The sequence below is a fragment of the Rhizobium sp. L43 genome, assembly GCF_002531725.1.
GTDB lineage: Bacteria > Pseudomonadota > Alphaproteobacteria > Rhizobiales > Rhizobiaceae > Rhizobium.
This window is the reverse complement of record NZ_NWSQ01000021.1, coordinates 75,267-87,604: the sequence shown is the minus strand read 5'-3', so window position 1 is coordinate 87,604 and position 12,338 is coordinate 75,267. Positions and strand designations below refer to the sequence as shown.

General features: G+C 62.3%; 11 protein-coding genes. 7 read left to right on the top strand and 4 right to left on the bottom strand.

What is annotated here, in order from left to right; all coding sequences use genetic code 11:
* Window positions 1-226 precede the first annotated feature (226 nt).
* The 6 genes from CO667_RS25185 to CO667_RS25155 all read left to right on the top strand — a co-directional run bounded on the left by CO667_RS25185 (window position 227) and on the right by CO667_RS25155 (window position 8,266).
* Window positions 227-1,219: an MBL fold metallo-hydrolase gene (locus tag CO667_RS25185; RefSeq protein WP_097621008.1), complete on the top strand. Its 993-nt coding sequence runs from the start codon at window positions 227-229 to the stop codon at window positions 1,217-1,219.
* A 303-nt stretch (window positions 1,220-1,522) separates the two neighbouring features.
* The gene (guaB, locus tag CO667_RS25175) at window positions 1,523-3,007 is read left to right on the top strand and encodes an IMP dehydrogenase (RefSeq protein WP_097621007.1); all 1,485 of its coding nucleotides are present in this window, start codon (window positions 1,523-1,525) and stop codon (window positions 3,005-3,007) included.
* Between the two features lie 2 nt (window positions 3,008-3,009).
* Window positions 3,010-3,564, top strand: coding sequence for a hypothetical protein (locus CO667_RS25170; RefSeq protein ID WP_097621006.1), 555 nt, complete (start codon window positions 3,010-3,012; stop codon window positions 3,562-3,564).
* 86 nt (window positions 3,565-3,650) lie between these two features.
* On the top strand, window positions 3,651-4,067 hold the full coding sequence (locus CO667_RS25165) for an MAPEG family protein (protein WP_097621005.1): 417 nt from the start codon (window positions 3,651-3,653) through the stop codon (window positions 4,065-4,067).
* 192 nt (window positions 4,068-4,259) lie between these two features.
* Entirely contained in the window at window positions 4,260-7,358 is a 3,099-nt protein-coding gene (locus tag CO667_RS25160) for an autotransporter domain-containing protein (RefSeq protein ID WP_097621004.1), read from the top strand.
* A gap of 266 nt (window positions 7,359-7,624) precedes the next feature.
* Complete coding sequence (locus CO667_RS25155; RefSeq protein WP_097621045.1) at window positions 7,625-8,266, top strand: TetR/AcrR family transcriptional regulator; 642 nt, start codon at window positions 7,625-7,627, stop codon at window positions 8,264-8,266.
* A gap of 6 nt (window positions 8,267-8,272) precedes the next feature.
* On the opposite strand, the gene CO667_RS25150 is transcribed toward CO667_RS25155, so the two are convergent.
* On the bottom strand, window positions 8,273-9,229 hold the full coding sequence (locus CO667_RS25150) for a LysR substrate-binding domain-containing protein (RefSeq protein WP_097621044.1): 957 nt from the start codon (window positions 9,227-9,229) through the stop codon (window positions 8,273-8,275).
* A gap of 258 nt (window positions 9,230-9,487) precedes the next feature.
* On the opposite strand from CO667_RS25150, the gene CO667_RS25145 reads away from it, so the two are divergent.
* Window positions 9,488-9,787, top strand: coding sequence for a DUF1127 domain-containing protein (locus CO667_RS25145; RefSeq protein WP_097621003.1), 300 nt, complete (start codon window positions 9,488-9,490; stop codon window positions 9,785-9,787).
* A gap of 90 nt (window positions 9,788-9,877) precedes the next feature.
* On the opposite strand, the gene CO667_RS25140 is transcribed toward CO667_RS25145, so the two are convergent.
* The 3 genes from CO667_RS25140 to CO667_RS25130 form a co-directional block, all read right to left on the bottom strand.
* Window positions 9,878-10,741 carry a DUF937 domain-containing protein gene (locus CO667_RS25140; protein ID WP_097621002.1) on the bottom strand — a complete coding sequence of 288 codons (864 nt, stop codon included), beginning with the start codon at window positions 10,739-10,741 and terminating at the stop codon, window positions 9,878-9,880.
* Between the two features lie 175 nt (window positions 10,742-10,916).
* Window positions 10,917-11,246, bottom strand: coding sequence for a MurR/RpiR family transcriptional regulator (locus tag CO667_RS25135; RefSeq protein WP_097621001.1), 330 nt, complete (start codon window positions 11,244-11,246; stop codon window positions 10,917-10,919).
* A 56-nt stretch (window positions 11,247-11,302) separates the two neighbouring features.
* The gene (locus tag CO667_RS25130; RefSeq protein ID WP_097621000.1) at window positions 11,303-12,322 is read right to left on the bottom strand and encodes a Gfo/Idh/MocA family oxidoreductase; all 1,020 of its coding nucleotides are present in this window, start codon (window positions 12,320-12,322) and stop codon (window positions 11,303-11,305) included.
* Window positions 12,323-12,338: the final 16 nt, after the last annotated feature.

The following is a 12,338-nucleotide window of genomic DNA, read 5'->3' as shown; positions in this document are numbered from 1 at the left end:
GGATGGGAGCTGGGAAGGCCCGTGCTGTTTAGTCCCAGTTCCCAGCCGTGCCAATCCCCAAATCCGCTTCGATGACATGTTTGCTTCACGTCTGCGTGAGACGGCTTGTCCGACAACGCCGCGTGTCAAGATTGAGATATGTCTACTCCGCCGGGAAAAGAAATCCGGCCGGAATCGACATCGGGGGCCGTGCGGCGACGCACGCACGTCGCAGGAGGATGGACATATGGCAATTTCGTTGGGAATAAAGCGGCGCACGCTTTTTGCCGCAGGCCTCGGCCTGCTGGCGGCGCCGGCAATTTTGAGAGAGAAGGCCGAAGCGGCCGCCACTGGAGCAAGCAGAAATATGGATGTGACGCCTTTGCCCGAAATCAATCAGTTCAAACTGGGTTCCTACAAATTTACCGCGGTGCGCGACGGCACCAATGTCTCCGAAAAACCCTATGAAACCTACGGCACCAATCAGGATCCGGAAACCGTCAAGGCATTGCTGACGGCAAACTTCCTGCCTGCCGACAAGCTGCTGAACGGCTACACGCCGGCCCTTATCGACACTGGTTCGGATGTCATTCTCGTCGATACCGGCTTCGGCGAGGGCGGCCGGGCAAGAGGCAGCGGCAAGCTTGCCCATGGCCTGAAAGCGGCTGGATATTCGGCCGACGACGTCACCATCGTTGCGCTGACCCATCTGCACGGCGATCATATCGGCGGCCTGATGGAAAACGGCGCGCCCGCCTTCAGGAATGCTCGCTATGTCGTCGGCCAGGCCGAGTATGATTTCTGGTCGAACAAATCACGCGAGGGCACGCCGGCCGAAGGCGGTCACAAGGCGGTGCTCGCCAATGTGACGCCGCTTGCCGAGAAGACCACCTTCATCAAGGACGGCGATAGCCTCGCCCCTGGCGTCACCGCGATACTGGCCGCCGGCCACTCGCCGGGACACATGGTCTTCCACGTCGAATCCGAGGGAAAGCGGCTCGTTCTCACCGGCGATACGGCCAATCATTATATCCTGTCGCTGCTGCGTCCGGATTGGGAAGTGCGCTTCGACATGGACAAGGCGCAGGCGGCGGCCACCCGCCGCAAGGTTTTCGATATGATCGCGACCGACAAGATCGCCTTCCTCGGCTACCACATGCCGTTCCCGGCGGTCGGCTTCGTCGAGCGGCAGGATGGCGGTTATCGCTTCGTGCCGAAGACCTATCAGTTCGACATCTGATCTGGAGCAATTCCAGCAAAAGTGCGCAGCGGTTTTGCCGGGAAAAACGCGAAGCGACTTTCCCAGGAATGCGTAAAAATAAAGATCTGAAGCGCGAGGAGCGAATCTGAAAGATCGCGATGCGCTTTAGACGCATGGCACCCATGACGAGCCCGGCGGGCACGCCGGGCTTTTTGCTATTTCCTTCCTGTCATAGACGTGTTACCAGCCCTCGCCAACTTCCAAGCAACCCATGCACACCGCCGGGGCGGACGATTCGTTTCCGGGCGGGATCGCATTTTTATTAAATGAAGGAATTTGGCCATGGCACGCATCATTGAAACGGCAACCGGCGCGGACGCGCTTACCTTCGACGACGTGCTGCTGCAGCCCGGTCATTCCGAGGTCATGCCCGGCCAGACGAACATCTCCACCCGCATCGCCAGGGATTTCGATCTCAACATCCCGATCCTCTCTTCGGCCATGGATACCGTCACCGAAAGCCGGCTGGCGATCGCCATGGCCCAGGCCGGCGGCCTCGGCGTCATCCACCGCAACTTGACGCCGATCGAGCAGGCCGAAGAGGTCCGCCAGGTGAAGAAGTTCGAAAGCGGCATGGTCGTCAATCCGGTCACCATCGGCCCGGATGCGAAGCTTGCCGAAGCGCTCGGCCTGATGAAGTCGCACGGCATCTCCGGCATTCCCGTCGTCGAGAAGTCCGGCCGCCTCGTCGGTATCCTCACCAACCGTGACGTCCGCTTCGCCTCCGATCCGGAGCAGAAGATCCACGAACTGATGACCAAGGACAATCTGGTCACCGTCAAGGAGAGCGTCGATCAGCAGGAGGCCAAGCGCCTGCTGCATTCGCATCGCATCGAGAAGCTGCTGGTCGTCGATACCGAAGGCCGCTGCGTCGGCCTGATCACCGTCAAGGACATCGAGAAGTCGCAGCTGAACCCGAACGCGTCCAAGGATGGCCAGGGCAGGCTTCGCGCCGCCGCCGCCATCAGCGTCGGCGATGACGGCTTCGAACGCGCCGAGCGGCTGATCGAGGCCGGCGTCGACCTGCTGGTCGTCGATACCGCCCACGGTCATTCGCAGCGCGTCCTCGATGCGGTCACCCGCGTCAAGAAGCTTTCCAACTCGGTGCGCATCATGGCCGGCAACGTCGCCACCTATGACGGCACGCGAGCGCTGATCGATGCCGGTGCCGATGCCGTCAAGGTCGGCATTGGCCCGGGCTCGATCTGCACGACGCGCATTGTCGCCGGCGTCGGCGTTCCCCAGCTTGCCGCCATCATGTCGGCGGTCCAGGCAGCGCAGGATCAGGGCGTACCCGTGATTGCCGATGGCGGCATCAAATTCTCCGGCGATCTGGCCAAGGCGATCGCCGCCGGCGCTTCCGCCGTGATGATCGGCTCGCTGCTGGCCGGCACCGACGAAAGCCCGGGCGAGGTCTATCTCTACCAGGGCCGCTCCTTCAAGGCCTATCGCGGCATGGGCTCCGTCGGCGCCATGGCCCGCGGCTCGGCCGACCGTTACTTCCAGGCGGAGGTGCGCGACACGCTGAAGCTCGTGCCCGAGGGCATCGAGGGCCAGGTTCCCTATAAGGGCCCGGTCTCGGCCGTCGTCCACCAGCTCGCCGGCGGCCTCAAGGCGGCCATGGGTTATGTCGGTGGTAAGGACATCAAGGATTTCCAGGAGCGCGCCACCTTCGTGCGCATCTCCGGCGCCGGTCTTCGCGAAAGCCACGCCCATGACGTGACGATCACCCGCGAGAGCCCGAACTATCCGGGCGCCGGCCTCTGATCATGAAAGCGGGCAGCGGGATTCCTCTCTGGATCGTCGCGCTGCTCGCAGCCCTCTGCCTGGCCGTGCTCGCCTGGACGACCTTCGGTTTCGTCGTGCCGTTCAAGCACGAGACCGGCCAGGCGATGCTCGATACCTATTTTGCCGGTTACGATGAGTCGGCGGTCTTCCACATGCAGAAGCTGCTCGATGAGAACGAGACGGCGACCCGGCTGCTGCGCGCCATGTATTTCGGGCCGGAGCTCATCTTTCCGGCCTTGCTAACGGCACTGCTGTTCCTCGCCTTTCTCACGCTGGGTTCTGCCCCCTCATGGTTCGGCCGATCGGTGCATCCGCTCGCCGCAATGGCAGTCTACCTGCTGCCGTTCATCTACGGCGTCGCCGACTACGGTGAGAATATTGCGAGCCTGATCGCCTTTGGCGACGGTGGATCGCCAAGTTTTGCAGCTGAGCTGCTGCCCTGGATGACACGGCTGAAATTTGCAAGCCTCGCCATCTGCTTCATCCTCCTTGCCCGGCTTGCCATCATCCGCTGGCTCTCGCCGCGCCAGGAGTGAGGGCGGTTTCGCCGGCGCTGGTATCCGGCTCTCCTTTCGGCTACTGCTCGCAAAGAATGCGGAAGCGAAAGGGACTGAGGCGCGCTATGACCGGCTATCAAATCTTCTGGCCACTCCTTGCCCATGTCGCCCTGGTCTATGGTCTTTATGCGCTGCTCGGCATGCGGCGCGCAAAAATGGTCCGCGCCGGCAGCATCGCCAAATCGGATTATCGCGAAAATCGCGGCGAGCCGGCCGAAAGCCTTGTCGTCAAGAACTGCCTCGCCAACCAGTTCGAACTGCCGCTCCTGTTCTACGCCTGCTCAATTCTTCTCTATGTCACCGAGGCCGACAATCTCATCGCCGTCGTCCTCGCCTGGGCCTTCGTCGCCCTGCGCTACGCCCATGCCGCCATTCATGTCACCAGCAACGATATGCGCTATCGCAGCCCGATCTTTGCCGCCGGTTACATCATACTCGCCGCCATGTGGGTCTGGCTCGCCGCTTGGATGGTGATGAGCTGAGGCGGCCGGCGCTGCTCTGCCGGCAATATAGCCATAAGCAACAGTGCCGGTTTCACGGCGGTGGACAGGCCGGGGAAACCGCGTTTCTCCGGGCGGTTGAAGAATAATATTGGAAACAAGGTTACCAATATTTAAATCCTTCGGGCTATTTCTACGCGAGCGAATTATGGCGGGGACGCTTTGCGAGCGAAGATGGACGAGGGGACAGACGGGGCGGCAATCCATCGGATGGCCATGCTGCGGCTTGCGGGATCGGCGAGCACTGCGGTGCTGCTGCTGTTTCTGACTGTAGGGCCGGGATGGGCGCAGGTCATCGACGGCAATGATACCGAGATTGTCGACGGCGCCGACCCGAGCGGGACCGGCCCGGGCACGCAGCCGAGCCCGTGGACAATCAACACCGACCTCGTCGTCGGCGACCAGAACGGCGACGATGCGGCCCTGATCATCCGCAATGGCGGCGTGGTGAGCAATGACATCGGCGTGCTCGGAGTCGGTCTGGGCGCCAGTGGCACAGTGACAGTCACGGGGACAGGCTCGACCTGGACCAATTCCGATGACCTCTACGTCGGTTTTGACGGCAGCGGCACGCTCACCATCGACGATGGCGGCGCTGTCGACAATATCAACGGCTCTATCGGCTACTTCTCCGGTGCTGCCAGCGGCACGGTGACGGTCACAGGCAGCGGCTCGACCTGGACGAATTCACAGGATCTCACCGTCGGCGATAGCGGCGCCGGTACTCTGATCATTTCCAATGGCGGAACTGTCACCAGCGCGTCCGGCTATATCAGCAATGATTCCAGCGCCGTCGGCGAGGTCATCGTCACGGGCGCGAACTCGCTCTGGAGCAACTCCGTCGAGGTCTCGGTCGGCACGGCCGGCGCGGGATCGCTGACCATTTCGAACGGCGGCTCGGTCACCGGCAGCCTGGGTTATGTCGGCTTCAGTGCGAACGGCAGCGGCGTGGTCAGCGTGACCGGCACGGGATCGAGCTGGATCAATTCCAGCGCGCTGTATGTGGGCGAATTCGGCTCGGGCAGCGTGACGGTCGAGAACGGCGGCATGATTACGGCTTCCGGGGTCGTCATCGCCGACGATTCGGGCGCCACGGGAACGGTAGAACTTGTCGGCAGCGCCGGAAGCGGCCGCGGCGTCCTGGAGACCGGTTATATCGACAGGGGCGCCGGTGACGCCGGCCTCGTCTTCGATGGCGGTATTCTGCGTGCAACGGGCAATGAGGCGAATTTCCTGGGCGGATTCAACGCGGGAGATGTCATGTTCGATACCGGCGGCGCCTTTATCGACACCAACGGCTTTGCCATCGGCATTGGGACGGATCTGCAAGGTGCCGGCGGTTTGACCAAGCAGGGCGCCGGCACGCTGACGTTGTCGGGCGCCAGCAGCTATGGCGGCGTGACCACGGTCGAGGCCGGCACTTTGCAGGCGGGCAGCGCCGGCGCCTTCGTGCAGAACGGCGCCTATGTGGTCAATGGCGGCATACTCGATCTCGGCGGCTTCGACCTGACCATGGGAGCGCTTTCGGGAAGCGGCGGCGAGATCGCCATCGGCGGCGCCGAACTCACGCTCGATCAGGCGAGCAGCACCACCTATGGCGGCATACTCTCCGGCAGCGGCGATTTCACCATGCTGGGCAACGGCACCTTGCTTCTGACCGGCAACAGTTCAGGCTTTACCGGCACGACCACGGTTGCGGACGGACGCCTGATCGTCAACGGCAGCCTTGGCGGCATCCTGATGATGACGGGCGGCACACTGGCCGGGTCGGGTCATATCGATGCGGTGACCGCAGGCGCCGGCGTCACCATCGCGCCGGGCAACTCCATCGGAACATTGACCATCGGCGGCAACCTCACCTTCGATCCCAGTTCCACCTACGAAGTTGAGGTGGATCCCGGCAGCACGGCCAGCGATTTCATCTCGGTCGCGGGCATCGCCTTCCTCAATGGCGCTGGGGTTGTCCATGTCGGGATGAATGGCGACTACCAGCCTTTCTCCACCTATACGATCCTGACCGCCGCCGGCGGGATCAACGGAACGTTCGGCGCCGTCACCTCCAATTACGCCTTCCTTTCGGCGGATCTCTCCTATGATCCGAACAACGTCTATCTGGAGATCGCGCGCAACGACGTCAGTTTCAGCGACATGGCCCGGACGCGCAACCAGATCGCCGCGGCCGACGCCGCGGAGAGACTCGGAACCGGCAACGATATCTACGACGCCATCGTCACATTGCCCGACGACCAGTCCCAGATTCAGGCCGGCTTCGATGCGCTTTCCGGTGAAATCCATGCCTCGATCAAAACAGCGCTGATCACACAGAGCCTCTTTGTCCGCGAGGCTGCCAACGAACGCCTGCGTTCCGCCTTCGGCAATGCCGGCGCGACGGCAATGCCGATACAGGCGTTCTGGCCGGGCGCTCCGGAACTCATCGCCGCCGATCCTTCGGACGTGCCGGTTTTCTGGAGCACGGCCTTTGGCGGCGCAAGCGAGACACGCACTGACGGTAATGCCGCCACCCTCAACCACCACACCGGCGGCTTTCTCGCCGGCGTCGACACCATGTTCGATGACATCAGGTTCGGCCTGATGGCCGGTTACAGCAATTCCCAGTTCGATCCCCGACACCGAGGTTCATCGGGATCGAGCGACGATTATCACCTGGGTCTTTACGCCGGCACACAATGGGGCGGTTTTTCCTTCCGCTCCGGACTTGCCCACACCTGGCATCAGATCGAGACCGACCGCAGCGTCGCTATCGGCAGCTTCGAGGACAGGCTGGAAGCCAGCTATGAGGCCGGCACGCTGCAGGCCTTTGCGGAACTGGGCTACCGGATTGAGACGGCGGCGGCCGCCTTCGAGCCCTTCGTCAATCTCGCCCATGTCGGCATTCGAACCGCGGGCTTCACCGAAGAGGGCGGGGCGGCCGCGCTCGACAGCTCCAGCCGCAGGACCGACACCACCATCACCACGCTTGGCCTGCATAGCGAAATGGAGATCCGCCTGGGTCAGGCGAATGCCACCCTGCGTGGCATGGCAGGCTGGCGACATGCCGCCGGCGACATCGTTCCCGTATCGACGCAGGCTTTCGCAGGAGGAGACGCATTCACCGTCGCTGGCGTGTCACTGGCAGAGAACGCCTTCGTTCTCGACGCCGGGCTTGATTTCGACCTGAACGAAGCCTCCACCCTCGGCATCGCCTATTCCGGCCAGATTGCCGAAAGCGCGCAGCAGCATGGGGCCAAAGCGACGCTGTCGGTGAAGTTCTAAAACCGCTGGGCCGTCATTTCCTAGCAACGAGGGATGCCGACATCGGCGATCGCCGTCCGAGAGAGAATTCCGCAACCGTTTCAAGGATTCCTTGCATAAATGCAACCAGCGGGCACGCTAGGGTCCCGTTTTCCATACGCTTTTTGCCGGTCGTTAAAACGCGAGCCTTTCCATTTACCGCTGATGAACACCTGCGATGTCATATCCGCCCGACGCGCTGGTTCGGCATGATGCCTTCCCTCGCGAACGACAAGAACGGGAACGACATGAGCGGGGAAAGCATGGATCGGATCGGCTTGCGCAGGAAGCCGAAGCAGGAGCGCAGCATCCAGAGGCTGGATCTCATTCTCGCTGCCGCCGCCAGGATCATTGCCGAAAAGGGTGTCAGCGCCATGCGGATGACGGAGCTCGCCGTCGCCGCCAAGGTGCCGATCGGCTCGGTCTACCAGTATTTCCCGGAGAAGGCGGCGATCGTCAAAGCCCTGTTCGACCAGCACGCCGCGGCGATCCAGGCGAAGACGGCGGCGATGTTTGCCGATGTCAGGTCGCTCGATCAGGCGCTCGACCGCGTCTGCGCCATTATCGACTGGTATTACGATTCCTACCACGACGATCCCGTCTATCTCGGCGTCTGGATGGGAACGGAGACCGATCAGGATCTGCTGCAGCTAAATATCGAGCATAGCGGCCGCGTCGCCGGCATCTTTCAGGAGGCCGTTCGTCCGCTGGATCCCGACCTTTGCGACGAGCAGATGTATGCGCGCACTTACCTGTTCAGCCACCTGATCGGCGCCGTCATCCGGCTTGCCGCCGTCAGCGACGAGGCGCTCGCTCGGCGTATGCTCGACGAGTGGAAACGCGTCATCCGCGCCTCGCTGTTCGCCGCGACCGTGCGGAACGCCGCCTGAGAACTTTTACCAGCTCGGCACCATATTGCCGGCCTTCAGCCTGGGATAAAGGCGTGCCTGGGCGGATTTGACATCCGCCTCGAGGGTGTCGTCGACGACGGCAGGCGTGATGTTGTCGAGGCAGGCGGTGATATGCGCGGTGATCGCGTTCATCAGCGACAGCGAAACGCCCGGCCGCTTCATGATGCCGATCTGCACCGGCGGCAGCGCCGGGAAGCCGTCCGCCTGGCTCAGCACCTTCATGCCGGTTCGCAGCGCAGATTCCGGCATGACCGAGACCGCCATGCCGGCAAGCACCGCAGCGGCAACGACGGTGCAGGACCAACTGGTGAACAGGATCTGGTGCTCGCGTCCCACAGCATCGAGCGCCGAACAGGCAAGCTGGCGCCACTGGCAATCGCGCCGGCCGACGGCAAGCGGCACCGGCGCATCGTCGCGGAGCGGATGATTGGCCGAGCCCACCCAGCAGAGCGGCTCGGTTCTCACCACGTCGGACATGCGCTCACGCGGATTGTGGGTGACGAGCGCAATGTCGAGTTCGCCCTTGTGCATGCGCTCGGCAAGATCCACCGAGGGTTCGCAGACGATGTAGAGCTCGACATTCGGATGGGTCTTGGCGAAGCGGCCGATGATTTCGGGCATGTAGCGGTCGGCATAATCGTCCGGCGTGCCGATGCGCAGCGTTCCCTCCAGCCTGTTGTCGTCGAAGGCCGCGATCGCCTCATTGTTGAGGCGGATGATGCGCCGGGCATAGTTGAGCAGTTTTTCACCCTCGACCGTCAGCCGGTTGCCGCGTCCATCCTTGATGAACAGCTGCTTGCCGATGCGCTCTTCGAGCCGACGCATCTGCATGGAGACGGCCGATTGGGTCTTGTAGACCCTGTCGGCGGCCTTGGTGAAGCTGCCGGAATCGACGATGGCGATGAAGGTCTGCAACTGGTCGAGATCAAGAGGCGCGGACATGGTGTCACCCATAAAGATAGCTGATGATAATCATTAGAAACATTCGTTGGACTGATCAATAGGTCTTTGGCATCTTCGGGATGCAAATCAAGGCAAAGTGAAGGACAGGCACCCTGCCTGTCCAAGCGGAATTCAGCTTGCTCCTTCCCGCATGACCTCGCGGGAGGGGTGGGTTGTGTTGCGCGCCGATCTAAAACGTTACAGCGCCCTTTCTGCGTCTGAAAAGACGCGGGGGCACTGTACAGAAAGGAGAGTTCAATGCGCATGACAGACCGGACACTAGAGCTCGACTGCGGCAAGCCGACCCCGACGTTTTCCCAGCGTCTGGCGGCAGGTCTCGCACCGTTGGCCTCTCTCTTTCGCGTGTTCCGCAATCGCATGGAGATCAACGCGCTGCATGATCTGAACGACACTCAGCTGAGGGATATCGGCCTCACCAGGGCCGATCTGACCTCCGCGTTCCTGGCGTCGACCTTCTTCGAGGACCCGTCGGAACATCTGACCCGTTCGGCGCGCAATCGCTGGCGCCTGTCGTCTTTCTTGCGCTCCTGCGAATAGCAGGAGCGTCGAGTTTCCCCGCAGGGTGATAGCCAATAGCCCTGCCGCTTGACCCGGTGATCGGCTTTCCCAAGCCATCTCCGGGTTTTTTTATGCTTTGGTGCCGGGGGAGGGCTTCGGCCGATAGGTCTCGAAGATCGCTTCCAGGTTCCGCTGGTAGGTCTTCTGCACTTCCAGTCCGCTGTCGAACATGGCGTTCAGGATCTCGCCATAGCTGTCGGTCGCGGCCTTCGCCTCTTCTTTCGGCGCCTCGGGTGTCTTGCTTGCCTGCTGGGCCGGCTGCTGGCCGAGCCCACCCATCATCTCCTGGAAGGCCTTGGCGAAGGGATTGTCGAGGAAGGGATTCGGCTGGGGCGTCGGTTGCGCCTTCGGGACCGAAAACATCTGCTGCATCGCCTGCGTGAAGGGATTGTCGAAGATGTTGAGCTCCGGGGCCGTCTTCGGCTTCGGCGCAAAGCCGGTGCTCTCAAGCCATTTCTGGACGGTGTCACCCATCGGCGTGTTGACGAAGGGGTTGACCGGCGAGGCCATCTGGCCGGTCGTCTGCTTGAAGAGCCCGCCCATCAGCGTATCGGCCAGCACCGGCAGCATCCGCTGGTAAATGTCCTGGCCGATCCCGGTCATCTGCGCCGCCTGGGCGGCCACCGCGCGCGAAACCTCCTTCGAGCCGAAAAGCTGGGCAAGGATGTTGTTGCCGTCGGAAATGCCTTCGGGCGTGAAGGCCCGGCTCATATCCTCGAAATAGCGCGCGTAATTGCCGGAGGCGACGGCCTGCATCAGCCCGACGAAATCATAAGGGTTGCTGGTGCTGCGCTTCAGGCCGGCGGAGAAGGCCGGCATCAGCGCCGCCATCGCCTTCGTCGCCTGTTCCTGCGCAAGGTTGAACTGCCGGGCGATCGCTTCCATCGCCGCGCCGTTCTGAGCCTGCATCATCATGTCGAAGAGTGGCAGCATGGAGGTCCCTTTCCCCGAGTCGTGACGCGTGTCACGTCACTATATCCGGAAATGGTAATGTGCAAACGGCTTTTTGCCATAAGAACTTAGGGAGGAATTTTTTTGCTGGAGCATGCGGTCGAGCCTCAGCGGCAGATCAGTGGAACACCGCCGCCGGCCCTCTCGCTTCAGGACATCATCGGTTCGGGATGGGAGGCGCGTGTCGGGCAGTGTTTATGCTCTGCTCGGCAAGGCGGGATGTTTTCAGATGCTGCCGGAAAAATGCCTTGAAGTCGCGAAAGCTCGCAAATCCGAGAGCGGTGGCAACGCGAACGACGGTGGAGGGGGAGACGGAGCACTTGAGCGCGACAGAAGCGACGGTCCCGAACGCGATCAGTTCCGGATTTATGAGCGCCATGCGGGCAGCGCGTTCCTGCTGTTCGGGCAGCGTCAGGCCTGTCTTGACGATCATGGCCTTGAGTTCGGTCAGATCGTTCGGCCGCTTGAGATTTTCCTCAGAATTCATGACCGTGGTTCCTTCGAGATGCGGTGCGCCGGCTCCGGGCCCACCGCGGTTGGCCTTCAGTTCAGCGGGATTGCCTGCTTTTTCGAAACCGATGCGATGCAGGCAAGCGCGATTGCGAGGGCATTGCGAGCATCCGTACCCGTCGGCCCTTTGGTTAGTTCACGGTTACGAACGGAGCGGACGAAAGAGGCGAGCTGGGCCGTGTAGCCGTGAACGAAGTGCTCGGTGTCGCGGCGCCATGTGTCGTTCGAGACGCCATTGCCGTCGAAGAGCGTCATGCTGGAGCGGCGCACGTCTCCCATCGTGACCATCCCGCCGGAGCCGAAGACTTCGCCGCGAATGTCGTAGCCGTAGAGGGCGGAGAAGTTTGCCTCGGCGACCGCGATCGAGCCATTGTCGAACCGGATGGTCACTACAGCCGTATCGAGGAAGCCTTTCTCCCGGGCATCCGGCCGGATGAGGGCGTCGGCCATTGCATGGACCTCGACGGGCTTTGCTCCGGGATTGAGCCAAAGCAGCGTGTCAAAGTCGTGAATGAGGGTTTCGTAGAAAATCGTCCAGAGCGGAATGCGATCGGGATCGGCGCCGAACGGGCCGGGATCGCGCGTCAGCGAGCGGATCAGCTGCGGCGCGCCGATCTTTCCCTCGTCGATCGCGGCACGGCCTTCGGCAAAGGCCTGATCCCAACGCCGGTTGAAACCGACCTGAAGGGGAACGTTGGCCGCGCGTGCCGCTGCAATAGCGCGATCGGCATCCTCCAGTGTCAGCGCCATCGGCTTTTCGCAGAAGATCGCCTTGCCGGCTTCGGCGGCCTGGACGAGGATATTGGTGTGGAAGCGGGCAGGTGTGGCGATGATCACGGCATCGAGCCCGGGATGGGAAAGAAGCTCCGCGACGCCGGTATAAGCGGTCTCGACGTCGAGCGTCTCGCCGAGCCTGGCGGCAGCGCCCGGTGCGGGATCGGCGATGGCGACGAGATTGGCGTTCACGAGGCGGCGGGACACGGTCTCCCCATGAAAGGAACCGATGCGGCCGGCGCCGATGAGGCCGAGATTGACGGGTTTGTTGGCTGGCATGGCAGCAATCCTGTGC

What these genes read in the sequence shown, in the direction of transcription:
- CO667_RS25185 (WP_097621008.1), top strand. Translation starts at nt 227, where the DNA reads ATGGCAATTTCGTTGGGAATAAAGCGGCGCACGCTTTTTGCCGCAGGC.
- CO667_RS25155 (WP_097621045.1), top strand. Translation starts at nt 7,625, where the DNA reads ATGAGCGGGGAAAGCATGGATCGGATCGGCTTGCGCAGGAAGCCGAAG.
- CO667_RS25170 (WP_097621006.1), top strand. Translation starts at nt 3,010, where the DNA reads ATGAAAGCGGGCAGCGGGATTCCTCTCTGGATCGTCGCGCTGCTCGCA.
- CO667_RS25145 (WP_097621003.1), top strand. Translation starts at nt 9,488, where the DNA reads ATGCGCATGACAGACCGGACACTAGAGCTCGACTGCGGCAAGCCGACC.
- CO667_RS25165 (WP_097621005.1), top strand. Translation starts at nt 3,651, where the DNA reads ATGACCGGCTATCAAATCTTCTGGCCACTCCTTGCCCATGTCGCCCTG.
- CO667_RS25130 (WP_097621000.1), bottom strand. Translation starts at nt 12,322, where the DNA reads ATGCCAGCCAACAAACCCGTCAATCTCGGCCTCATCGGCGCCGGCCGC.
- guaB (WP_097621007.1), top strand. Translation starts at nt 1,523, where the DNA reads ATGGCACGCATCATTGAAACGGCAACCGGCGCGGACGCGCTTACCTTC.
- CO667_RS25135 (WP_097621001.1), bottom strand. Translation starts at nt 11,246, where the DNA reads ATGAATTCTGAGGAAAATCTCAAGCGGCCGAACGATCTGACCGAACTC.
- CO667_RS25140 (WP_097621002.1), bottom strand. Translation starts at nt 10,741, where the DNA reads ATGCTGCCACTCTTCGACATGATGATGCAGGCTCAGAACGGCGCGGCG.
- CO667_RS25160 (WP_097621004.1), top strand. Translation starts at nt 4,260, where the DNA reads ATGGACGAGGGGACAGACGGGGCGGCAATCCATCGGATGGCCATGCTG.
- CO667_RS25150 (WP_097621044.1), bottom strand. Translation starts at nt 9,229, where the DNA reads ATGTCCGCGCCTCTTGATCTCGACCAGTTGCAGACCTTCATCGCCATC.